This window comes from Mycobacterium sp. KBS0706, from assembly GCF_005938675.2.
Classification (GTDB): Bacteria; Pseudomonadota; Alphaproteobacteria; order DSM-16000; family Inquilinaceae; genus Inquilinus.
The window spans coordinates 42,359-64,394 of sequence record NZ_VCCH02000024.1; the positions used below are offsets into that span (position 1 = coordinate 42,359).

At 71.7% G+C, this 22,036-nt stretch carries 27 protein-coding genes; 19 read left to right on the forward strand and 8 right to left on the reverse strand.

Translation table 11 applies throughout. The features are described 5' to 3' along the window. Position 1 precedes the first annotated feature (1 nt). From FFK22_RS15305 to FFK22_RS15370, 14 genes are all read left to right on the forward strand, one after another. Positions 2 to 1,687 carry a GspE/PulE family protein gene (locus FFK22_RS15305; RefSeq protein WP_221938616.1) on the forward strand — a complete coding sequence of 562 codons (1,686 nt, stop codon included), beginning with the start codon at positions 2 to 4 and terminating at the stop codon, positions 1,685 to 1,687. A gap of 1 nt (position 1,688) precedes the next feature. After that, positions 1,689 to 2,912, forward strand: a complete 1,224-nt coding sequence (locus tag FFK22_RS15310; RefSeq protein ID WP_138885638.1) for a type II secretion system F family protein — start codon at positions 1,689 to 1,691, stop codon at positions 2,910 to 2,912. A 6-nt stretch (positions 2,913 to 2,918) separates the two neighbouring features. Continuing rightward, a complete protein-coding gene (gspG, locus tag FFK22_RS15315) occupies positions 2,919 to 3,368 on the forward strand; it encodes a type II secretion system major pseudopilin GspG (RefSeq protein WP_138885639.1) in 450 nt (149 codons plus the stop codon). Continuing rightward, the gene (locus FFK22_RS15320; protein ID WP_138885640.1) at positions 3,343 to 3,834 is read left to right on the forward strand and encodes a GspH/FimT family pseudopilin; all 492 of its coding nucleotides are present in this window, start codon (positions 3,343 to 3,345) and stop codon (positions 3,832 to 3,834) included. The genes gspG and FFK22_RS15320 overlap by 26 nt, the downstream gene beginning before the upstream one ends. Continuing rightward, positions 3,824 to 4,234, forward strand: a complete 411-nt coding sequence (locus FFK22_RS15325) for a prepilin-type N-terminal cleavage/methylation domain-containing protein (protein ID WP_138885641.1) — start codon at positions 3,824 to 3,826, stop codon at positions 4,232 to 4,234. Before FFK22_RS15320 ends, FFK22_RS15325 begins: the two co-directional genes overlap by 11 nt. Continuing rightward, the gene (locus tag FFK22_RS15330) at positions 4,231 to 5,097 is read left to right on the forward strand and encodes a prepilin-type N-terminal cleavage/methylation domain-containing protein (RefSeq protein WP_138885642.1); all 867 of its coding nucleotides are present in this window, start codon (positions 4,231 to 4,233) and stop codon (positions 5,095 to 5,097) included. The genes FFK22_RS15325 and FFK22_RS15330 overlap by 4 nt, the downstream gene beginning before the upstream one ends. Beyond that, positions 5,081 to 6,073, forward strand: coding sequence for a general secretion pathway protein GspK (locus FFK22_RS15335; protein ID WP_138885643.1), 993 nt, complete (start codon positions 5,081 to 5,083; stop codon positions 6,071 to 6,073). Before FFK22_RS15330 ends, FFK22_RS15335 begins: the two co-directional genes overlap by 17 nt. Further along, a complete protein-coding gene (locus FFK22_RS15340) occupies positions 6,070 to 7,131 on the forward strand; it encodes a PilN domain-containing protein (protein WP_138885644.1) in 1,062 nt (353 codons plus the stop codon). The genes FFK22_RS15335 and FFK22_RS15340 overlap by 4 nt, the downstream gene beginning before the upstream one ends. Then, the gene (gene gspM, locus FFK22_RS15345; RefSeq protein ID WP_138885645.1) at positions 7,128 to 7,697 is read left to right on the forward strand and encodes a type II secretion system protein GspM; all 570 of its coding nucleotides are present in this window, start codon (positions 7,128 to 7,130) and stop codon (positions 7,695 to 7,697) included. The genes FFK22_RS15340 and gspM overlap by 4 nt, the downstream gene beginning before the upstream one ends. Position 7,698: 1 nt before the next feature. Beyond that, complete coding sequence (locus FFK22_RS42960) at positions 7,699 to 8,208, forward strand: hypothetical protein (protein WP_186002478.1); 510 nt, start codon at positions 7,699 to 7,701, stop codon at positions 8,206 to 8,208. Next, positions 8,208 to 8,852: a cell wall hydrolase gene (locus FFK22_RS15355; RefSeq protein WP_138885646.1), complete on the forward strand. Its 645-nt coding sequence runs from the start codon at positions 8,208 to 8,210 to the stop codon at positions 8,850 to 8,852. Before FFK22_RS42960 ends, FFK22_RS15355 begins: the two co-directional genes overlap by 1 nt. 104 nt (positions 8,853 to 8,956) lie before the next feature. Next, positions 8,957 to 9,352: a rhodanese-like domain-containing protein gene (locus FFK22_RS15360; protein WP_138885647.1), complete on the forward strand. Its 396-nt coding sequence runs from the start codon at positions 8,957 to 8,959 to the stop codon at positions 9,350 to 9,352. A gap of 70 nt (positions 9,353 to 9,422) precedes the next feature. Further along, positions 9,423 to 10,073: a uracil phosphoribosyltransferase gene (gene upp / locus FFK22_RS15365; protein WP_138885648.1), complete on the forward strand. Its 651-nt coding sequence runs from the start codon at positions 9,423 to 9,425 to the stop codon at positions 10,071 to 10,073. A gap of 5 nt (positions 10,074 to 10,078) precedes the next feature. Then, positions 10,079 to 10,321: a DUF4170 domain-containing protein gene (locus tag FFK22_RS15370; protein WP_138885649.1), complete on the forward strand. Its 243-nt coding sequence runs from the start codon at positions 10,079 to 10,081 to the stop codon at positions 10,319 to 10,321. Positions 10,322 to 10,344: 23 nt separating this feature from the next. On the opposite strand, the gene FFK22_RS15375 is transcribed toward FFK22_RS15370, so the two are convergent. Then, on the reverse strand, positions 10,345 to 10,797 hold the full coding sequence (locus FFK22_RS15375) for a MarR family winged helix-turn-helix transcriptional regulator (protein WP_138885650.1): 453 nt from the start codon (positions 10,795 to 10,797) through the stop codon (positions 10,345 to 10,347). A 183-nt stretch (positions 10,798 to 10,980) separates the two neighbouring features. On the opposite strand from FFK22_RS15375, the gene FFK22_RS15380 reads away from it, so the two are divergent. From FFK22_RS15380 to FFK22_RS15395, 4 genes are all read left to right on the forward strand, one after another. After that, positions 10,981 to 11,403: an organic hydroperoxide resistance protein gene (locus FFK22_RS15380; protein WP_138885651.1), complete on the forward strand. Its 423-nt coding sequence runs from the start codon at positions 10,981 to 10,983 to the stop codon at positions 11,401 to 11,403. Between the two features lie 58 nt (positions 11,404 to 11,461). Next, positions 11,462 to 12,232, forward strand: coding sequence for an alpha/beta fold hydrolase (locus FFK22_RS15385; protein ID WP_138885652.1), 771 nt, complete (start codon positions 11,462 to 11,464; stop codon positions 12,230 to 12,232). A gap of 25 nt (positions 12,233 to 12,257) precedes the next feature. Next, a complete protein-coding gene (locus FFK22_RS15390; RefSeq protein ID WP_221938617.1) occupies positions 12,258 to 12,860 on the forward strand; it encodes a GNAT family N-acetyltransferase in 603 nt (200 codons plus the stop codon). Between the two features lie 73 nt (positions 12,861 to 12,933). Next, positions 12,934 to 14,121 (forward strand): hypothetical protein, encoded by a 1,188-nt coding sequence (locus FFK22_RS15395; RefSeq protein WP_138885653.1) that lies wholly within the window; start codon positions 12,934 to 12,936, stop codon positions 14,119 to 14,121. A 284-nt stretch (positions 14,122 to 14,405) separates the two neighbouring features. Here FFK22_RS15395 and FFK22_RS15400 read toward each other — a convergent pair whose 3' ends face one another. From FFK22_RS15400 to FFK22_RS15430, 7 genes are all read right to left on the reverse strand, one after another. Continuing rightward, entirely contained in the window at positions 14,406 to 14,741 is a 336-nt protein-coding gene (locus FFK22_RS15400) for a hypothetical protein (RefSeq protein ID WP_138885654.1), read from the reverse strand. An 8-nt stretch (positions 14,742 to 14,749) separates the two neighbouring features. After that, positions 14,750 to 15,097: a hypothetical protein gene (locus FFK22_RS15405; RefSeq protein ID WP_138885655.1), complete on the reverse strand. Its 348-nt coding sequence runs from the start codon at positions 15,095 to 15,097 to the stop codon at positions 14,750 to 14,752. Positions 15,098 to 15,193: 96 nt separating this feature from the next. Continuing rightward, positions 15,194 to 16,453, reverse strand: a complete 1,260-nt coding sequence (locus FFK22_RS15410) for a DUF763 domain-containing protein (RefSeq protein WP_138885656.1) — start codon at positions 16,451 to 16,453, stop codon at positions 15,194 to 15,196. Between the two features lie 361 nt (positions 16,454 to 16,814). Further along, positions 16,815 to 17,360, reverse strand: coding sequence for a DUF6886 family protein (locus FFK22_RS15415; protein WP_138885657.1), 546 nt, complete (start codon positions 17,358 to 17,360; stop codon positions 16,815 to 16,817). Positions 17,361 to 17,379: 19 nt separating this feature from the next. Then, on the reverse strand, positions 17,380 to 19,533 hold the full coding sequence (scpA, locus tag FFK22_RS15420; protein WP_138885658.1) for a methylmalonyl-CoA mutase: 2,154 nt from the start codon (positions 19,531 to 19,533) through the stop codon (positions 17,380 to 17,382). A gap of 76 nt (positions 19,534 to 19,609) precedes the next feature. Continuing rightward, positions 19,610 to 20,176 (reverse strand): FTR1 family protein, encoded by a 567-nt coding sequence (locus FFK22_RS15425; protein WP_221938618.1) that lies wholly within the window; start codon positions 20,174 to 20,176, stop codon positions 19,610 to 19,612. Positions 20,177 to 20,266: 90 nt separating this feature from the next. Beyond that, positions 20,267 to 20,896 (reverse strand): LysE family translocator, encoded by a 630-nt coding sequence (locus FFK22_RS15430; RefSeq protein WP_138885660.1) that lies wholly within the window; start codon positions 20,894 to 20,896, stop codon positions 20,267 to 20,269. A gap of 291 nt (positions 20,897 to 21,187) precedes the next feature. Between FFK22_RS15430 and FFK22_RS15435 the strand changes: the two genes are divergently transcribed. After that, positions 21,188 to 22,033, forward strand: coding sequence for an aspartyl/asparaginyl beta-hydroxylase domain-containing protein (locus FFK22_RS15435; protein ID WP_138885661.1), 846 nt, complete (start codon positions 21,188 to 21,190; stop codon positions 22,031 to 22,033). Positions 22,034 to 22,036 lie beyond the last annotated feature (3 nt).

The following is a 22,036-nucleotide window of genomic DNA, read 5'->3' on the forward strand; positions in this document are numbered from 1 at the left end:
TGTGAAACCGCTCCTGGATATTCTCGTCGAGCTCGGAAAGCTGGGCCCCGAGGACCGGGCGCGTGTGTCGCGCTTGCAGGAGAATTCGGGCGACGGCGTGCCGGCGCTGCTGTCCAAGCTGGGGCTGGTGTCCGGCCGCGACCAGGCGCTGGCCCTGTCGCTGCAGCATGGCGTGCCGCTGGTCGGCCCCGACGCCTTCCCGCCTTCGCCGTTGTTCGACGGCCGGCTGTCGTCGCGCTTCCTGCGCGAGAGCAGGGTGCTGCCGCTGGCCGAGGCCGAGGATGGCGTGGTCCTGGCCATGGCCGATCCGGGCGATGCCTATGCCCGCCAGGCGGTGGAACTGGCGATGCGCCGGCCGGTCCGCCCCTGCGTCGCCGCCACCGAGGACCTGGACGACGCCTTCGCTCGCTATTTCGACAGCGGCCGGTCGGCGGTCGAGCGGATCGTCGACGACATCGGCGGCGAGACCGAGGAGACGGCGGGCGACCCGGACGTGCAGCATTTGCGCGACCTGGCGCAGGAGGCGCCGGTCATCCGCCTGGTCAACCAGATCTTCAGCGACGCGATCCGGATGCACGCCTCGGACATCCATGTCGAGTGCTACCGCGACGAGGTGAAGGTCCGCTACCGCATCCATGGCCTGTTGCGCGAGATGAAGGCGCCGCCGGTGCGGCTGGCCCCGGCCCTGATCAGCCGGATCAAGATCCTGTCCAAGCTGGACATCGCCGAGCGCCGGCTGCCGCAGGACGGGCGCGCCCGCTTCACAGTCGGCGGCCGCAGCATGGACATGCGCGTCGCCACCGTGCCGACCCTGCATGGCGAGAACGTCGTCATCCGCCTGCTCGACACCGCCGGCATGGACATCGAGCTGTCGGCGATCGGCTTCGCGCCGGAGGTCGAGGCGACGCTGCTGAAGCAGCTGGCCCGGCCGCACGGCATCCTGCTGGTCACCGGCCCGACCGGCAGCGGCAAGACCACCACCCTGTACGGCGCGCTGCGGATCCTCAATCAGCCGAGCCGGAAGATCCTGACCGTCGAGGATCCGGTCGAATACCAGATCAAGGGTGTCAACCAGATCAACGTCCGCCCCCAGATCGGGCTTGATTTCGCCCGGGTGCTGCGGTCCTGCATGCGGCACGACCCGGACGTGATCATGGTCGGGGAGATCCGCGACGGCGAGACCGCGAACATCGCGGTGCACGCCGCCCTGACCGGCCATCTGGTGCTGTCGACGCTGCACACCAACAGCGCCACCGGGTCGATCAACCGGCTGCTCGACATGCATGTCGACGGCTATCTCCTGACCTCGACCATCGCCGGGGTGATCGGCCAGCGCCTGGTGCGCCGGCTGTGCCCGGAATGCCGCCGCCCGGTCGACACCCCGGCCGGGCTGGTCGAGCGCGCCGCCGCCGCCCGGCCGCTGACAACCGGAACGCCGCAGCTATACGAGGCTGTCGGCTGCCCGGCCTGCGACGACCTCGGCTACACCAGCCGGATGGGCATCTTCGAGTATTTCGTCCCGGACGACGAGATCCGCGACCTGCTGCGCGACCGCATCTCCACCGCCGCCCTGACCCAGGCGGCGCGCCGGGCCGGCATGGTCACGATGTATGAGGACGGGCTGCACAAATGCCTGGCCGGGCTGACCACGCTGGACGAGGTCCACCGCGTCACCGAGGAGTGGTGACATGCCGGTCTTCGCGTACAAGGCGATCGACGGCAGCGGCGCGGTGGTCGAGGGCCGGGCGGAGGCGGCGGACGAGGCCAGCCTGACGGCGAGGCTGGAGGCGACCGGTATCCTGCCGCTGAGCATGGCGCCGGTGCGGGCTCAGGCCGGCCGCAGCGGCGGCGCGGCTGTCGGCAGCGGACTCCACCGGCGCCGGGGGCCGAAGCCCGGCGAGATCACCCAGATGACGCGCGAGCTGGCGATCCTGGTGTCCGCCGGCCAGCCGCTGGAGCAGGCGCTGGTGACGCTGTCCCAGGGCGTCGGCCCGGTCCCCGCTTTGTCCGCCCAGGTGCTGGCGCGGGTGCGCGCCGGAACCAGCCTGAGCGCCGCGCTGGAGGAGCAGGGCCCGGTGTTTCCGCGGCTCTACGTCAACATGATCCGGGCCGGCGAGAGCTCCGGCACGCTCGACGTGGTGCTGGAGCGGCTGGCCGAGCTGCGCGAGCGCGGCGAGAAGACCCGGGAGATGGTGGTCTCGGCCATGCTGTACCCGGCCATCCTGATCGTGGTCTCGCTGTCGTCGGTGTTCCTGCTGCTGACCTTCGTGGTGCCGCAGTTCGAGACCATCTTCAAGGATGCCGGGGCGGCGCTGCCGACGCCGACCGCGATCGTCATCGCCATCGGCCGCTTCTGCCAGGACTATGGCTGGATGGTCGGCCTCGGCATCGTCGCCGCGGTGATCGTGACGCGGCGCATCCTGGCCCAGCCCGGCCCGCGCCTGACCTGGGACCGCGCGGCCCTGCGCCTGCCGCTGATCGGCCCCCTGATCCGCATCCTGGCGACCGCCCGGTTCTGCCGCACCCTGTCGACCCTGGTCGGCAACGGCGTCGACCTGCCCTCGGCCATCGCCCTGTCGCGCGACGTGGTCTCGAACACCGCCGTCAGCGCCGCGATGGAGACCGTCATCACCGGCGTGCGACAAGGCCGGGGCCTGGCCGACCCGCTGGCCGAGATCGGCCTGTTTCCGCCACTCGCGGTGCAGATGCTGCGCGTCGGCGAGGAGACCGGCCGGATCGACATGACCTCGGCGCACATCGCCGAGGCCTATGAGCGCAAGCTGGAGGCCGCGATCAAGCGGCTGGTCACGCTGGTCGAGCCGGCCCTGATCATCGTCCTCGGCCTGGCGGTGGGCGGCATCGTCATGTCCATCCTGCTGGCCGTCATCAGCATCAACGACCTCGCCTTCTGAGAGACCATGCCCGAGATTCCGAACCACACGCCCGCCGCCATCCGTCGCCGCCGCCAGGCCGGCTTCACCCTGATCGAGCTCTTGGTCGTGCTTGTCATCCTCGGCCTGCTGGCCGGGCTGGTGGGGCCGCGGATCCTGTCCTATCTCGGCGGCGCCCGGGCGGATTCGGCGCGGCTGCAGATCGAGAACTTCAAATCCGCCCTCGACCTCTACGCCATCGATGTCGGCGGCTATCCGACCACCGCCCAGGGGCTGAAGGCGCTGATGGCCAACCCCGGCGGGGTGCGCGGCTGGAACGGGCCGTATCTGCGCAGCAACGCGCTGCCGGATGACCCCTGGGGCACCGCCTACAACTACCGGGCGCCAGGGCAGCACGGCGCCTTCGACCTGTATTCCCTGGGCGCCGACAAGCGGGAGGGCGGCAGCGGCGATGACGCCGACATCACCAGCTGGTGATCGGGCCGGGCCCCGGACCGACCGCGGCTTCACCCTGCTGGAGCTGCTGGTGGTCCTGGTCATCCTCGGCGTCGTGGCAGCGCTGGTGCCGCCGATGCTGGCGCGCGGCTCCGGCCAGGCCCAGCTGAAGCGCACCGTGGCGACCCTGGCGTCGGAGCTGCGGCAGGCACGCAGCGACGCCATCCTGCGCGACGGGCCGCAGGGCGTGGTGATCGACCCCGTCGGCCGCAGCTTCGGCCCGGTCGCGGCGCCGCTGCGCCACCGCATCGCCGACGGCATCGCGATCGACGTCACCAGCGCCGGGATCGCCGCCGACCGCGACGGCCGGCCGGGCATCCGCTTCCTGCCGGACGGAAGGTCGACCGGCGGCACCATCCGCCTGGCCGGCCAGGGCCGCGCCTACCGGGTCGAGGTCAACTGGCTGACCGGCCGGGTGCGGATCGTGGAGGCCGGCGATGAAAGCTGAATCACGGGGGCGTGAGCGCGGCTTCACCCTGATCGAGGTGGTGGTCGCCCTGACCATCCTGGGGCTGATCCTGACCGTGATCTTCCGGATCTTCGGCACGGGGCTGACCGGCCTGGCCCGCGCCGACGGGCTGCAGCGCGCCGCCATCGTCGCCGAGGGGCTGGCGGCACAGCTGGACACGCTGCCGACGCCGCTGCGCATGGGCGCCACGGTGTCCGGCGAGACCGAAGACGGCTATCGCTGGCGGATCGTCGCCGACGGCTGGGACCAGGCGCCGCGCCAGACCGTGACTGTGGGCGCCCGCCAGGCCCGGCTGGCCCGGCTGCGCATCGCCGTCGAGCCCACCGCCTCGGGCCCGCGGTTCGAGATGACCACCCTGGCGCTGGTGGCCGTGCAATGAGCGCCCCAGACCAGCGAGGCTTCACCCTGCTCGAGACCATCATCGCCATGGTGGTGCTGGCGCTGGTGATGGTGCTGCTGACCGGCGGCCTGCGCTTCGTCACCGCCGGCTGGGACCGCGGCGCCCGGGCGGCCGAGGCGTCCGAGACCATCGCCCTGGTGCAGTCGACGCTGCGGCGCGAGGCGGCGGCGGCCCGGCGCCTGACCTGGCAGGCCCAGCCCGGCGCCAAGCCCGCAGCCACCTTCTGGGGCGATCCCGACCGGGTCGGGCTGGTGGTGGCCGATCCGGGCTTCCCGAGCGAACCCGGCCTGGCCATCGCGTTCTTCTACGTCGATGTGCAGCCCGGCGAGTCGACCCTGCGCTATTCCCGCGCCCGCTTCGACCCGCGGCTCGACGGCTTTGCCGATGCCAAGGCGACCGACGACCTGATCCTGTCGCGCGGCCGCGTCGCGTACCGCTTCGACTATTTCGGCACGGTGTCCGGCGAGCAGCGGCCGCGCTGGGTCTCGCCCTGGCCGGACCTCGAGGCGCCGCCGCAGCTGATCCGGCTGCGCAGCCGCGACGCCGAGGGGCTGGCGGTGTGGCCCGACATCGTGGTGCCGCTGCCGGTCGCTCTCGAGGCCGCCTGCGTCCGCACCATCACGGCGACGAACGGTCCGGACTCGCAGCAGCCAGCGGGACAGAACGCGCCGTCGGGGCCGCAGGCTGGCCAGCCGCCGCGACGGCAGCAGCCCCCGCCGCAGCCGCAGGAGGGCACGCAGGCCGCGGCCGAGTCCCCCGGCGACGCCACCGCCGCCCCGCCCGCCACGGGCGCGGACGATTTCTGCAGCCTGTCGGTGCAGCGCGATGCCAAGGCCGGCTGACCCCCGCCCCGCCGCGCCCCGCGCCCCGCGCCATGGCGAGCGCGGCATCGCTCTGGTGGTGGTGCTGTGGACGCTGGTGATGCTGGCGATGCTGACCATCGGCTTCAGCCTGAGCAGCCGGACCGAGGCCCGCGTCGCCGCCAACGGCGCCGAGGAGATCCGTCTGCGGGCGCTGCTGCGCGGCGGCGTCGAGCTGGCGGTGCTGGGGCTGGGCACCGCCGATGACGACCGCGGCTGGCGTGCCGACGGCACCCCCTACCCCGCCGAGCTCGGCGACGACCGCATCGTCGTGCGCATCCGCGACGAGGCCGGCCGGGTCGACCTGAACCGGGCCGACGAGGAGATGCTGCAGCGGCTGATCGCGGTGGTGCTGGGCACGTCGGAGCAAGCGCCGCGGCTGGCCAAGGCGATCCTGCGCCGGCGCGGCGGCGACCAGGGGCGGCACCCGCCCGGTGCGGACCAGCCCGGCCAGCCCACACGCCAGCCCGAGCCCACCCGGCCCGCCACGGCGCCGGACCCGGACGACCCGGCCACGCTGGCCCGCCCGTTCCAGTCGGCCGAGGAGCTGCGCACGGTCCCCGGCATCAATCGATCCCTGGCCGATGCGCTGATGCCGCTGGTCACAGTCCTGTCGCCGGCCGCCGGGATTGATCCGTTCTCCGCCGACCCGCTGGTGCTGCAGGCCCTGCCCGGCGTCACCCGCGCCCAGGCCGAGGCGGTGGTCCGGGCCCGGCAGCAGCGCCCGGCGCCGACGCTGGAGCGGCTGGCCACGCTGCTGCCGCAGGATCTCGGCGAAAAACTGCGCGCCGGGGCCGGCCCGGTCTACAGCGTCAGCGTCGAGGCCGCGACCGCCCGCGGTGCGCGCGGACGGGTCGAAGCGGTGATCTGGGTCGCCGCCGACGGCCAGAGCTTCTATCGTATCCTGGACTGGCGGGAGGCCGGCTTCGGCCGGCATGTGGGGGAGGGCCCGGCATGATCGCCGGCATGGTCCGTCGAACGGCGGTGTTTCTGCGATGGTGGGGGCGCGAGCTGGCCGGGCTGGTGCCCGACCGCTGGCTGTTCCGACCGATCCTGCGCCGGCGCCGGCTGATCCTGCTCTGGCGGGAGGACGGCGCCCGGCTGATCGAGAGCCGCGGCCGTCGCGTGCTGCGCGAGGTGCCGCTGGGCCATGCTCCGGCCGGCGGCCAGCAGCGGCGCGGCGCCGAGGTGGTGCTGCGCTTCCCGGCCGAGGTCGGGCTGCGCCGCCGCATCGCGCTGCCGCGCGAGGCCGAGGCGGCTTTGGGCCGGGTGCTGCGCTTTGAGATCGACCGGCTGACCCCCTGGCCGCCCGGCACCGCCGCCTTCGCCGCCCGCCGGCTGCCCCCGACCGGCGACGCCGCCACCATCGCCATCGAGCTGACGGCGATGCCGCGCGAGCAGATCGATGCCGCGGTGCAGGCGGCCCGCGCCGCCGGCTGGACCCCGGATGTGGTCGACCTGGCCGGCGAGGATCCGCTGGCGCCGCCGGGACCCGACCTGCGCCACGACATCGATGCCGAGCGCCGCCGGGCGCTGCGCCGACTGGCCTGGCTCGGCGGGCTCGGCCTCGGCGCCCCGGCCGCGGTCGCGGCCGCGTGGCTGGTCTGGACCGTCGCAGCGCATTGGTCGGTGGTGTCGGGTCTGCGCGACCAGGTGGCCACGGCCCGTGCGGCGACGGCGCCGGCCAGCGCCCTGCAGGCCGAGATCCGGGCGCTGGAGGAGGCCGGCTCCTATCTCGGCGCCCAGCGCCGCGCCACGCCCTATGTCTCGACCCTGATCGAGACCGTCAGCCGCGCCCTGCCCGACGGCGCCTGGCTGACCGAGCTGTCGCTGGACCAGGGCACCCTGCGGCTGGGCGGCTTCGCCGATGATTCCGCCGGGCTGATCTCGGTGCTGTCGGCGCTGCCGCAGCTGCAATCCGTCGCCTTCGCAGCGCCGAGCGTGCGCGACCCGCAGCGCAGCCAGGACCGCTTCGCCGTCAGTGCGGCGCTGGTGCCGGGAGCGCAGCGACCATGAATATCGACCTGAGCCCCACGGCCCACCGCCTGATCGCCATCGGCCTGCTGCTGCTGCTGTTGGTCGGGATCGGCGCCGGCTTTGCCGCCGGGGCGGTCGCCATCCGCGACGCCGACGACACCGCCGCCGGGCTGCGCCAGGAGCTGGCGCTGCTGGCCCGGCTGGCGCTGACCCGCGACCGTCTGGAGGAGCGCAAGGCCGCCCTGGTCGCGGCCGCGGGCGGGGAGACGCCGGCGCTGCAGGGCGCCAGCCCGGCGATCGCCAGCGCCTCGCTGCAGCAGCTGGTCTCGGGCGTCGTCGTGGCCCAGGGCGGCCGGGTCGACAGCATGACCGTGCTGCCGGCGGTGGAGGATCCCGGCGGCTACAGCCGGGTCGGGCTGCGCGCCAGCTTCGGCGCCCGGATCGAGGCGTTGCGCAACATCCTGCAGGCCTTCGAGGCCGGGGCGCCGCCGCTTTTCATCCCCGCCTTCACCATCCGCACCGAATCGACCGAGGGCGAGGAAGACCCGGAGCTGACGGTCTCGGTCGATGTCTATGGCGTGATGCGCCGGCCGGAGGGCAGCTGACATGGCCTGGCATCCCCTGACCCGCCTGCTGCTCGTGCTGGGCCCCCTGGCGATCGGCGTGTCCTACCTGCTGGAGCCGGACGACCCGGCCGCGGTGCCGGCCGTCGTGCGCTCCGGCAACGCCCAGGCGGCGCTGCCGCCCGCGACGCCGGCTGCCGAGCCGCCGCCCCTGCTGGCGCCGGAGCTGTCGGCCCTGACCGAGACCGTGGAGCGGCCGCTGTTCAACCCCAGCCGCCGCGGCCCGCAGCCCCCGCCGCCGGAAGCCGAGGCGCCGCCGCCACCGCCGCCGATGGCCGAGCCACCCCCGGCGGTGACGGTGCAGGGCGTGATCCTGGCCGGCGATCAGAGCGTGGCGCTGCTGCGCCGCGACGACACCGGCGAGATCATGACCGCCCGGCCGGGCGACGACCTGTCCGGCTGGCATGTCGACCGGATCGCGCCCGGATCGGTGACCCTGACCGGCCCCGACGGCTCGGTCGAGCTGCCGCTGTTCCCGCCCCCGCCGCCCTGATGCGCCGGCCGGCCCTGCTCACGCCGCTGCTGGCGGCGCTGCTGGTGCTGTGCCTGGCGCCGGGGTTGCGCGCCCAGGAGCTGGGTGAGGGCTGGCTCATGCCGCCCGGCGACCCGGTCGGCAGCCTGATCCCGAGCCGCCCGGACGCCCCGGCCGCGGCCGGGCCGACACCCACCGTTCAGCCCTCGGCCCAGGCCCGCACCAGCCCGGCACAGATCCGCCGCCTGATCGTCAGCCGGCTGCGGCTGACGGATGCGCGACAGCGGCCGCAGGTGCTGCGCCAGGCCCGCTGCCTAGCCTATGCGGTGTATTTCGAGGCCCAGGGCGAGACCCGGCTGGGCCAGCTGGCGGTGGCGCAGGTGGTGCTGAACCGGTTGCGCGTCCCGGCCTATCCCAAGACCATCTGCAGCGTCATCGCCGACCGCGGCCAGTTCCCCTGGACCACCGGCGACCTGACCATCCGCGACGCGGCCCGGTTCCGCATCGCCTGGTCGGTGGCGCTGCACATGATGGCCGGCATCTTCACCGACCCCACTCGCGGCGCCACCCATTTCTATGCGCCCGCCCGCGTCGGCGCCCCGGCCTGGGCCACGCCCGAGGCCTATCTGCTGACCATCGGCGGCCACCGCTTCTTCCGGCCCTGACGCGCGGCGGTTTGGCAAGATCTGCCCGATCCCTGTCATCCGTGCCAATGGCTTGGCCCGCCCGACCCAGGCACAGTGCCGCCTGCGTCCCACGGAGACCGATCATGAGCAACGCCGTCACCGCCATACCCGCTGCCCCCGCCGCCGAGACGCTGGCCCATTTCCGCGCCCGGCTGGCCTTCGAGACCGACTGCTCCGACGTGCATGAGGCTCTGGCCTCCGGCGCCCCCGGCTTCGTGCTGGCCGAGGCGCGCGGGCCGAAGGCCTATGCCGCCGGCCACGTCCCCGGCGCGATCAACCTGCCGCACCGGACGATCACCGCCGAGCGCATGGCCGAATGGCCGATGGACACGATGTTCGTGGTCTATTGCGCCGGACCGCATTGCAACGGCGCCGACCGCGCCGCGATCCGGCTGGCCGAGCTGGGCCGGCCGGTGAAGATCATGATCGGCGGCCTGACCGGCTGGCTGGACGAAGGCTTCACGCTGGAGCGGTCATAAGCAACCCGGCCTTGGAACCGTCGGCCCCGCCCTGTATGGTCGGGGCCGAGACCGCCGCGCCCGAGGCCCGATGAAGACGCTGCCCGAATTCCCCAACCTCTTCATCCTCGACCACCCGCTGATCCAGCACAAGCTGTCGCACATGCGCGACAAGGGGCGGTCGACCAACGGATTCCGCCGCCTGCTGCGCGAGATCTCGCTGCTGATGGGCTATGAGATCACCCGCGACCTGCCGATGACGACCGAGCGGATCGAGACGCCGCTGGAGGCCATGGACGCCCCGGTGCTGCTGGGCAAGAAGGTGGCGCTGGTGTCGATCCTGCGCGCCGGGCTGGGCATGACCGAAGGGCTGATCGAGCTGATCCCCTCCGCCCGCCAGGGCCATATCGGCCTGTATCGCGACCACGACACCAAGATGCCGGTCGAATACCTGGTGAAGCTGCCGGAGCCGCAGGGCCGCATCTTCATCGCGGTCGACCCGATGCTGGCCACCGGCAATTCCGCGGTCCACGCCGTCGACGTGCTGAACCGCCACGGCGTGCCGGACGAGCTGATCCGCTTCATGGCGCTGGTGGCGGTGCCGGAGGGCGTGCGCACCCTGCACGCCAGGCACCCCGACGTGCGCATCTACACCGCAGCGCTGGACCGCGGCCTCGACGGCAACGCCTATATCCTCCCGGGCCTCGGCGATGCCGGGGACCGCATGTTCGGCACGAAGTGAACCCCATGACCGACCAGCCCAAGCAGCTTCTACACCTCGTCCTCGGCGGCGACCTCAAGGACCCGCGGAGCGTCGAATTCTCCGACCTGTCGAAGGTCGACATCGTCGGCGTGTTCCCGAACTACGCCGAAGCCTATGCCGCCTGGCGGGCCAAGGCCGCGGCCACGGTGGACGACGCCCAGAAGCGCTATTTCGTGGTGCATCTGCACCGGCTGCTGGACCCGTCGACCGACCACAGCAAGGATTGAGCTGACGGGCGGGCCCGCCGCCGTCAGGCGGCGGCGCTGGCCTGCAGCTGGTCGCGCACCGCCTGCAGCGCCCGCTGCAGCGCGCCTGCCGACTCCGGCGTCAGGCCGGAGGCGCAGCCAATGCCTTCGAACACCGTCGCCACCTCAGCCTGCATCGCCCGGCCGGCCGGGGTCAGGTGGATATGCACCACCCGCTCGTCGTCGCGGCTGCGGCGGCGCTCGACCAGCCCTGCCGATTCGAGCCGCTTCAGGAGCGGCGTCAGCGTGCCGGAATCGAGGAACAGCTGGTCGCCGATCGACTTCACGGCGAGGCCGTCCCGCTCCCACAGCACCAGCATCGCCAGATACTGCGGATAGGTCAGGCCTATCCGGTCCAGCAGCGGCTTGTACACGCGGTTGAAGGCGTGCGCCGTGGAATAGACGGCGAAGCACAGTTGGTCGGACAGGCGGTACGGGGCTTCCAGGGCGTCGGGCATCGCGGGATCTCCCCGGCTGGGGATGGTGGGCAATCCGACTCGATACCCCAGACAATTGAATTGTGCACCATTCAATTTTGCATTGCCGCTCTCGTGTCATTTGCATAGCGAGCAATTTAATTGTGCGCTATCTAATTTCTCGCAAGCGGCGCCGCGCCGCTCCCAAAAAAGGCGAGACCGATCATGAGCATTCTCTATCGCACCAAGGCCACTGCGACCGGCGGCCGCGACGGCCGCGCCACCAGCGAGGACGGCAAGCTGTCCGTCGCCCTGACCACGCCGAAGGAGCTGGGCGGCCAGGGCGGCGACGCCACCAACCCCGAGCAGCTGTTCGCCGCCGGCTATTCCGCCTGCTTCCTGAGCGCGCTGAAATTCGTCGCCGGCCAGGCCAAGGTGAAGATCGCGCCGGAGAGCACCGTGACCGCCGATGTCGGCGTCGGCCCGCGCGACGACGGCCAGGGCTTCGGCCTGGATGTCGGCCTGACCATCGCCCTGCCGGGGTTGGAGCGCGCCGTTGCCGAGGACCTGGTCGCCCGCGCCCATGTCGTCTGCCCCTATTCGCACGCCACGAGCGGCACCCTGAATGTCCGCCTCACCATCGCCTGATCCCGCGACAGGGCCGGCGATGCGGCCGGCCCCACCCCAAGCGCCCGGAGTTTCCCCCATGAGCGTTTCCGCGAAGGCCCTGGCCCTGGCGGCCGTCGCCGCCCTGTCGCTCGGCATGGCCCAGGCCGCCGAGGCGGCGCCTGCCGGCGTCAAGAACATCGTCCTGGTGCACGGCGCCTTTGCCGACGGCTCCGGCTGGGCCGGCGTGGTCGCCGCCCTGCAGGCCAAGGGCTATCACGTCACCGCGGTGCAGAACCCGCTGACCTCCCTCGCCGACGACGTCGCCGCCACCAAGCGGGTGCTGGCGCAGCAGGACGGCCCGACGCTGCTGGTCGGCCATTCCTGGGGCGGGGTGGTCATCACCCAGGTCGAGGACCCGAAGGTGGCCGGGCTGGTCTATGTCGCCGCCCTGGCGCCGGATGTCGGCGAATCCGCGGCCGATGTGTTCAAGAACAAGCCGGCGGCGGTCGAGGCCGACGCCATCCAGCCGGGCCCGGACGGCTTCGCCACCATCCCGGCCGACCGCTTCCACAGCTCCTTTGCCGCCGATTCCACCCCGGCGCAGGCGGCGGTGATGGCCGCCACCCAGGGCCCGATCGCCGCCGCGGCCTTCGGTGAGAAGGTCACCACCGCGGCCTGGAAGACGCTGCCCTCCTGGTTCCTGGTGTCGACCGCGGACCGGGTGATCAACCCGGACCTGCAGCGCTGGGAGGCCGAGCGCATCGGCGCCCATGCGGTGTCGGTGACCGGCAGCCATACCGCGTTCGTCGCCCACCCCGCGGTGGTCGCCAAGGCGCTCGAGGATGCGGCCGCCTCGCTCAAGCGCTGACCGCGGCCTGACCGGGAGCCCGCCCGTGGCATTGCGCCGCGGGCGGGCTTTCCGCTACCAGGAATGGATGACCGTCGCCCTGATCGCCCCGTCCCTGGACCGCCTGCCCGGATTTGCCGACGCGCTGCGCCGCGGCTGGTCGCCCGACACTGTCCGCAAGGAGGCGGCGGCGCGCGAGCAGCTGGAGCGGATCGCACAGGACCCGGCCGGCTTCGTCGCCGGGCTGGACGACCCCGAGGCCCGCGGCGGCCCGATCCCGCTGCCGGACGGCAGCACCGTGCCGCGGCTGCCCGGCTTTTACCGCTGGCTGTGGGACGGCGAATTCTGCGGCAGCTTCGGCTTCCGCTGGCAGCCTGGCACCGCCGCCCTGCCGCCGCATGTGCTGGGCCATATCGGCTACAGCGTCGTGCCGTGGAAGCAGAGCCGCGGCTACGCCACCCGCGGCCTGGCGCTGCTGCTGCCCGAGGTGCGGGCGCAGGGCCTGGCCCATGTCGAGCTGACCACCGATCCCGACAACCTCGCTTCGCAGCGGGTGATCCTGGCCAATGGCGGCCGGCTGGTCGAACGCTTCCGCAAGGCCGAGGCTTATGGCGGCGCCGAATCGCTGCGCTGGCGCATCGACCTCTGACCGTCTTTCAGTGAGGAAGGCTTTGCCGTAGACCGGGCGGCAACTCGTCCCGGCGATTCGGAAAGGAACCGGCATGGCGGTTCGCGGCAACAGACCTTCCTCCGCCCTGCTGGTGCGGCCGGTGCTGGGCCTCGCGCTCGGCGCCAGCACCCTGCCGCTGCTGCATGCCGGAGTACTTCCGGCGATCGGGCCGGCGCTGCAGGCCCAGGCCGGCGCCTCCGGGCTGGTGACAGCCGAGTCGCTGCTGGCACTGCTGCCCTTCCTCGGCTGGGCCGCCCTCGCCCGGCGCGGCGGCGAGCGCCCGCCGATCATCGCCGGCGGCGTGCTGGTGGCTGCTGCGCTGGCCGGGTTCCTGGCCCTGCTGAGCCGGCCGCTGGAGCCCGGCGATCCCATCCTGCTTCCCAGCCTGCTGTGGATCGCCGCGGTGGCCGGCGCCGCTGGGCTGGTGGTCGGCAACCATCTGCATCTGATCCGGCTGGGCGCCGGGTCGGGCGGCCGCATCACCGTGATCGCGGTCGCGGCGGCGACGCTGTTCGGACCGATCCTGGGCAACGCCGTCGCGGTGGTGCTGACGCCGGCCACCGGAGCGCTGGCGATCCCGCTCGGCCCCTACCTGTTCTGGGCAGCGATGGCCGCCGCCCTGGCCTTCGTCACCTGGCGCAGCACGACCGCCGCGGCACCGGCAGCCTCGACCCATGCCGCGCCGGCCGCGGTCGCTGCTGCGGCGCTGGGGCTGGTGCTGCTGCTGGCACCGATCGTCTGGCTGAACGCCATCCGCTTGCCGCTCCTGGTCCATGTCGCCACCGTGGCCGGCGGGTCGGTGTCCGACCTGATCGGCCAGGTCTCGCTGATCGGCTATCTGGCGGTCGCCGTGGTGCTGATGGCGGCGGCGCTTCATACGGGACTCGGCCTGCCGGTTGCCGGCCCGCTGGCCGCGGCCATCGTGCTGTGGACCCTCTATGGCCTCGACGTCCGGGTGCCGGTGTCGCTGGCCTGGGGTGTCAGCAGCGATCCTGCCTATGCCCTGGCCATGCTGGCCGGCTTCGCCGCCATCCTCGGACGCGGTGCCGGGCCGCTGCGGGTCGGGATCGCCTGGACCGCGCTGCAGCTGGCGGCCGTGCTGGGCAATCGCGGCGGCGTGGAGTGGTTCCGGTCCAACCAGTTCGTCGTCACCGACGGCATGCAATGGACCGGCATCGGCATGGCGGTGCTGGGCGCGCTGGCCCTGGCCGGCATCATCCTGGCCCGTCGCGCACCATAAAAGAAGCCTCCGGAGCGAGGCTCCGGAGGCTTCAAGTGTAGATCGGGCCGGAGGAACGCCAGCCAGGGACCGGCCCGATCGTCGACGGATCGACGGCTTTCACGATGGCGTCGGCTAGGTCGTCCAGCCCGCCCGATCCGTGATCTCATGAACGATCGCAATCTCGAACAGCGACTGCAAATCATTCGCAATCTCAAGATAGAGCTTTGCCGGACGAATGCAAGCGGAATTGCCAGAGATGGCAAAAGCCGGCCGCGGCACGGGGCCGCAGCCGGCTGAAGCGCTCAATCGAAGCGCAGCGGGATGTTGATGGTGATCCCCGGGTTCGGCGCCACATAGACCGGGGAAGGCGGCGCGACATAGACCGGCTGCGGGCGCCGCACATAGTAGGCCGGCGGGTCGTCATAGATCACCACCCGGTCGCGTTGCGGCCGGTAGTAGTAGTAAGGCGGCGGCCCTTCCCGCCAATACCGGTGGCGATGCTCGCGCCAGTGGCCGCCGTCGTCGTCATCATCGTCGTCATCCGCCAGCGCCGCCGCCGGGTGCAGCAGCAGGGTCGGGGCGGCGGCGGTCAAAGCGAGCAGCGCCAGGAGCGACAGGCGCGCCAGGGACTGTTTCATGCCGGGCCTCAGTCGAAGCGCAGCGGGATGTTGACCGAGATGCCCGGGGTCGGCGCCACATAGACCGGGGGCGGCGGCGCGTAGTAGGCCGGCGGCCGCTCGACATAGACCGGCGGGCGCTCGTAGTAGACCGGCGGCCGCTCATAGTAGACCCGAGGCCGCTCGTAGTAGTACCGCGGGCGCGGCTGCACTACCACCACGTCCGGGCGGCGGTCGTAGTAGTAGCCGTGGTCGCGCCACGGCGGCCCCCAGCCGCGATGCTTCTTCCAGCTGTCGGCGAAGGCTGGGGTCGACACCGCCAGCGTGACCGCGACGGCGGCCAGTGCACCAGCCAGGATGCGGCGAGTCGAGATCATACGGTCCTATCCTTCTGCTGCCGGGCGGCCCATCGGGCCGGACCCACCAACTCAGACCTCACAACGCACGACCCGGTTGCTTCGATCCGTCGGCAATCAGGGCATTTTCGTGGCACGACCTGGAATATCGGCCGGCGGCGGCTCCCAGCCGAAGACGCTGCGGCCGCCATAGTCGTGCGACCGCCGGCGCTCGATCGCGATGTGCTCCGGCAGGGTCGGGCCGGTGGCGTGGCGCTCGACCCGCCGGGCCTGGTCGTCGAGGCGTCGGATCGCGTCCAGCCGCTCGTCATTGCCCAGCTTCGCCTGGGCGACGGCGGCTTTCAGCACAGCGATGGTCTTGTCGTAGACCAGGGTCGGCACCGGATAGGGGTGGCGATCCTTGCCGCCATGGGCCAGCGAGAACCGCCCCGGATCGGCGAAGCGGCAGGGCGCGCCATGCACCACCTCCGCCACCATGGCCAGCGAATGCACGGTGCGGGCGCCGACGCCCGGCACCAGCAGCAGCTCCGAGAAATCCTCCGGCGCCCGGTCCGCCGCCGCGCTCAGCGCCCCGTGCAGCCGGCGCAGGATCACGTCCTTGGGCCGGACGTCGTGATGCGCCGGCATCACCAGATGCGGCAGCGACGGCTGCTTCGGCGGCGGGACCCGGCCCCCCAGCGCCGCGACCTCACCGGTGATGCGGTCGGGGCCGAGATCGCGCAGCAGGTCGAGTTGGCGGTGGCGCGAAGCCGCGGCCCGCCGGTCGGTCAAATTGACGATCACGCCCTGGCCGGGCCCCTCGATCGCCGTGTGCGGGGCCTCGACGAAGCTCTTCAGGTCCTCGGAGCACCAGTGGTAGCGGCGGGCCAGGCGGCTGTCGCCGTTCATGCCCTGCTGCACCACCACCCAGCGCGCGTCATCGGCGACGATGAAGCCGTGCAGATACAGGTCGAAGCCGTCCTGCACCGCGGCGCTGTCGACCTTGGCGACCAGCCGGCTGGCCTTGGCCAACGCCCCGCCGTCGAAGCCGACGCGCTGGCCGATCGCCACCAGCTCCGCCGGCGTCTGCCGGGAATGCGACCCGCGGCCGCCGCAGACATGCAGGCCGAGTTCGCCCGCCATCGGCTGCAGGCCGCGCTTTAGCGCGCCGATCACGCTGGTGGTGATGCCGGAGGAATGCCAGTCCATGCCCATCACGGCGCCGAAGGACTGGAACCAGAAGGGGTGCGCCAAGCGGCGCAGGAACTCCTCGCGGCCGTAATGGTGGATGATCGCCTCGGCGATCACCGCGCCCAGCCGGGCCATGCGCCGGCCGAGCCAGGCGGGCACCCGGCCGTGATGCAGGGGCAGATCGGCACTGCCGGCCCGTTTCGCCACGGATCCTCCGGAACAAAGATGGAACGATCCTAGCGCAAAGTCCGGAGATCCGCCACATCACCGGCGAGGGCTGATCGGCCCTTGTCTAGTAGCCGCCGCCTCCGCCGTTCATGCCGCCCTCGTTGCCGCCGGAACTGGAGCCGCCTGTGGTGGTCGCGGACGGCATCCGATTGGGGCCGTGGCACTCGCCGGCGGCGAGCCCCAGGAGCAGGGCGACGAGGAGACCGATACGAAGGCCGGGCCGAAGACGAGACGAAGTCAGAGGAGCATGCGCCATGGCAGTAACTCCCATTCGGTCGGAAACCGGGATGTCTCCGGTTCGCCCGGCTGCGGCCGAAGGTTACGCCGCCACGGCCCGCCCCTATGCCGGCGCGGGCGGCCAGGTGAGCGAATTGCGGAGCCGGATCCCACTCACCTGCAGGCTGCTGTCGCACAGCGCGGCGAGCGGGGCCAAGGAGTCGACGATGCGGAGGTCGACGCCGCGCCGGGCCAGCTCGCCGTCGAGCCCGGCCAGGGCAACACGGCCGAGCGGCACGACCGGCGCCTCGGACACCCACATCCCGGCATCCTCGAGGCTGCGGAAGGTCGCGGGCGGCAGTTCGTAGCGGTGGATCTTGGCGGAGCGCAGCCGGTCGATCCACACGGCCTCGACGAAAGCGACTACGCGGGGGTCGCCGGGCCCCAGCCACAGCGCCCGATCCGCCGGCGACGTCTCCGCTGTCGCCCAGGCCAGGATCCGGGGGCAGTCTCGCGGAAACAGGTAAAGCATCTGATGGACGTCATCGATCGCCCAAACCAGAGGCCCGTTCAACCAGTCCTGACCGGCCGCGCGGACCGACGGCACGCGCACCGGCCGCGGCTCGAACCGTTCGATCGCGGGATTGTCGCTGAAATGGAACAGCCGCACGACCGCCTCGCCGGAGACCTTACGCCGCCGCCGCGCGCGCCTTGCCGATCAGAGCCAGGATCTCGCCGGCGGCCTGCGGGATGTTGGTGCCGGGGCCGTAGACGGCGCTGACGCCGGCGGCCAGCAGCGGCTCGTAGTCCTGCGGCGGGATCACGCCGCCGCACACCACCAGGATGTCGCCGGCGCCCTCGGCCTTCAGCGCATCCATCAGCTGCGGCACCAGGGTCAGGTGCCCGGCCGCCTGGGACGACACGCCGACGACATGGACGTCGTTCTCGATCGCCTGGCGCGCCGCCTCCTCCGGCGTCTGGAACAGCGGGCCGATGTCGACGTCGAAGCCGATATCGGCGAAGGCCGTGGCGATCACCTTGGCGCCGCGGTCGTGGCCGTCCTGGCCCATCTTCACCACCAGCATGCGCGGCCGCCGGCCCTCGGCCTCGGCGAAGCGGGCCACCTCCTGCTGGATCCGGGCATAGCCCTCGTCGCCGGCGAAGGCACCGCCATAGACGCCGGAGACCGAGCGGATCACGGCGCGGTGGCGGGTGAACACCTGCTCCAGCGCGTCGGAGATCTCGCCGACCGTGGCCCGCGCCCGCGTCGCCTTCACCGCCAGATCCAGCAGGTTGCCCTCGCCGGATTTCGCCGCCTCGGTCAGCGCCGAAAGCGCTGCCCGGCAGGCAGCCTCGTCGCGCTCGGCGCGGATCTTCTTGAGGCGCGCCACCTGGGCCTCGCGCACCGCCGAATTATCGATCGCCAGCACCTCGACATGGTCCGGCTTGTCCGGCGCGTATTTGTTGACGCCGACGATCACCTGCTCGCCGCGGTCGATCCGGGCCTGGCGGCGGGTGGCGCTCTCCTCGATCCGCAGCTTCGGCAGCCCGGCCTCGACCGCCTTGGTCATGCCGCCCATGGCCTCGACCTCGTCGATCAGCACCCGGGCCTTGGCCACAAGCTCCGCCGTCAGCGCCTCGATGTAGTAGCTGCCGCCGAGCGGGTCGACGGTGCGGGTTACCCCCGTCTCCTCGGCGATGATCAGCTGGGTGTTGCGGGCGATGCGGGCCGAGAAGGGGGTGGGCAGCCCCAGCGCCTCGTCGAAGCTGTTGGTGTGCAGGCTCTGCGTCCCGCCCAGCACCGCGGCCAGCGCCTCGACCGTCGTCCGCACCACGTTGTTGTAGGGGTCCTGCTCGGTCAGCGACACGCCGGAGGTCTGGCAATGGGTGCGCAGCATCAAGCTCTCGGCCTTCTTCGGCGCGAATTCGGCCTGGATCAGCTCGGCCCAGAGCTGGCGGGCGGCGCGCAGCTTCGCCACCTCGGTGAAGAAGTCCATGCCGATGGCGAAGAAGAAGGACAGCCGGCCGGCGAAGGCGTCGACGTCGAGCCCGCCGGAGATCGCGGCGCGGACATATTCCAGCCCGTCGGCCAGGGTGTAGGCCAGTTCCTGCACCGCCGTCGCCCCGGCCTCCTGCATGTGGTAGCCGGAGATCGAGATCGAGTTGAACTTCGGCATCCGCCCGGCGGTATAGGCGATGATGTCGGCGACGATCCGCATCGAGGGCCCGGGCGGGTAGATGTAGGTGTTCCGGACCATAAACTCCTTGAGGATGTCGTTCTGGATGGTGCCGGACAGCTTGGCCTCCGGCACCCCCTGCTCTTCCGCCGCGACGATGTAGCCGGCCAGCACAGGCAGCACGGCCCCGTTCATGGTCATCGACACCGACATGCGGTCGAGCGGGATGCCGTCGAACAGGATCTTCATGTCCTCGACGGAATCGATCGCCACCCCGGCCTTGCCGACATCGCCGACCACGCGCGGATGGTCGCTGTCATAGCCGCGATGGGTGGCCAGGTCGAAGGCGACCGAGACGCCCTGCTGCCCGGCCGCGAGGTTGGCGCGGTAGAAGGCGTTCGACGCCTCGGCGGTGGAGAAGCCGGCGTACTGCCGGACTGTCCAGGGCCGGCCGGCATACATCGTGCCGCGCACCCCGCGGGTGAACGGAGCGAAGCCCGGCAGCTCGCCCGCTGCGCCCTCGGGCACATCGGCCGCGGTGTAGAGCGGCCTGACCGTCACGCCCTCCGCCGTCTCGACCGTGAGGGTCTCGAGCGGGCGGTCACGCAGCTCCTTCCGGGCCAGCGCCTCCCAATCGGCGGCGGTCCGCTTGTCGAAGGCGGTCATGGCGGCATTCCTCCTGTCACGGAGGCGAGTATAGGAGCGGTGCCGGCCGCGGTCACGCGGCGCGCACGATTCTTTCCTAGCCCGCCGCCGCGCGCCGCGGCTGCCCGTCGGACACCGCCCGCATCAGCAGCAGGATCACCGCCACCACGGCGAGATAGGCGGCGAGCTGCATCCCCGTCGGCTGGTCGGTGTAGCCGACCAGGGTGTGCAGCACCCGGCCGAGGATGCCGTCCTCCGGCAGCACGGCACTGCTGTTCCACAGCGGAGTCGACCAGGCGTCGGCATAGCCGCCCTGTTCCAGGAAGGCGACGGCCTGGGCGGCGAGGCCGGCGGCGAGCAGCGTGATCAGCCCGGTCGTCGCCCTGAAGAAATGCCGCACCGGGATGGCGAGCAGGCCGAAATAGAGCAGGCCGCTGACCAGGGCGCCGGCGGCGATGCCGAGCCCCACGCCGGCCGCGACGCCGGCCGCGGTGGTGCCCCCCGCGGTGATCACGCCATAGAGGAACAGCACCACCTCCGACCCTTCGCGCAGCACTGCGACGCCGACCACCACAGCCAGCGCCGCGAGGGCGCGGCGGCCGGCCTGCACCGCCTGTCCCACCGCCCGCATCTCGGCCGCCATCTCGCGTCCGTGGCTGGCCATCCAGACACGCAGCGCGAGGCTACGCCGGCGCGGCGGCCGCGGCACATTAAGCCGCATGAATACGCGGTAAGGGGTGCCGGCGGCTGCCGCTCAGTTCCGGCTGAGTGCCATATGGGCGCCGAGTCCGACCAGGGCCGAGCCGCTGGCCAGGCGCAGCCAGCGCGCCACCCGCTCGCTGCGGCGCAGCCGGGCCATCGCCCGATCGATGCACAAAAGGGTGGCGACGTCGGCCGCGAAGAACACGGCGTTGACGATCATGCCCAGCACCAGGAACTGGGCCCATACCGGCAGCCCGGCCGCCGGATCGACGAATTGCGGCAGGAAGGCGATGAAGAACAGCGCCGTCTTCGGGTTCAGGAGCTCGACCGTCACGCTTTCGGAGAAGGCCCGGCGCGCCGTCTTCTGCGCCAGCTGCGGCAAGGCGTCGCCGGCCCCGCGGCGGCGCAGCATGCGGATGCCGAGCCAGACCAGATAGGCGGCGCCGAAGATCTTCACCACCAGGAACAGGGTCGGCGACCAGCGGAACACCGCAGACAGCCCGGCCGCGGCGGCCACGACATGGACCAGGTCGCCGACCGCGATGCCGGTGGCGGCGCGGAACCCCGCCGCCCGGCCGCGCGCCAGCGTCTGCGCCACGGTGTAGAGGATCGCCGGCCCCGGGATGATCGCGATCAGCACCGTGGCGACGAAGAAGGGCAGCAGATGCGCGAGCGACGGCATGGGCGGAGCTCCGGCGGAATTTGCAGGCCACCTTAGCGCGGCCGGGGGCAGACGTCAGTCATGGGCTCAATGTCGCGCCGCCCCCGCAGTGTCTTGACCTTGTCACAAATCCGGCTAGGAATGATTCGCAGATGGAGCGATGGCAACTGCCCTGCCATTGGTGTAGGGGAAGGAATTCCATGGCGGACCAAGATCCCAACCGCCGTTTTCTGCGATATAATCCTGCGTCGCAGCGGCGAACCAAGCCGCGGCGACCGTTCGGAAGCGAGAGCACAGTCGGAGTGTGACACCGTGAACGCAAGCGTCGGAAACCAAGGCACCGCGACGCATCCGGGCCCAGTCAACCCGAAGCAGGTGTTCGCCACGGAAGGCATCGACCCGACCCTGGAGCGGCCGAGCCTGGTGACCCGCTTCTTCATGCGCTTCGTCGCCTGGGCCGAGCGGCTCAACCTGAAATACACCAAGGTCGGCAACCCGCCGGTCTACGATACCGCCGTCTTTCCCTGGGTCGCCGAGATCGAGCGCGAATGGCCCCTGATCCGGGCCGAGCTGGATCGTGTGCTGCTGCGCCAGCACGAGCTGCCGAGCTTCCAGGACATCTCGTCCGACGTGAAGACGATCAGCAAGGACAATCACTGGAAGACGTTCTTCCTCGCCGGCTACGGCGTCAGCTCGGAGAAGAACGTCGCCCAGTGCCCGGAGACCTGGCGCATCGTCCAGAAGATCCCCGGGCTGAAGACCGCGATGTTCTCGATCTTCGAGCCCGGCAAGCACCTGGCCGCCCATCGTGGCCCATACAACGGCGTGCTGCGGCTGCATCTGCCGCTGCTGGTGCCGGAGCCGCGCGAGAAGCTGGCGATCCGCGTCGACAAGCAGATCTGCCACTGGACCGAGGGCAAGGCCCTGGTGTTCGACGATGCCTATGAGCACGAGGCCTGGAACCACACCGACAAGACCCGGGTGGTGCTGTTCATCGACTTCGTCAAGCCGCTGCGCTTCCCGGCGAAGCTGGTGAACTGGCTGCTCCTGAACCTGGCCGTCTTCACCCCCTTCATCCGCGAGGGGCAGGACGCGCACAAGGAGTGGGAGAAGAAGTTCTACGCCCAGGCCGAGGCCCTGCGGAACAAGAAGGCCTGAGGG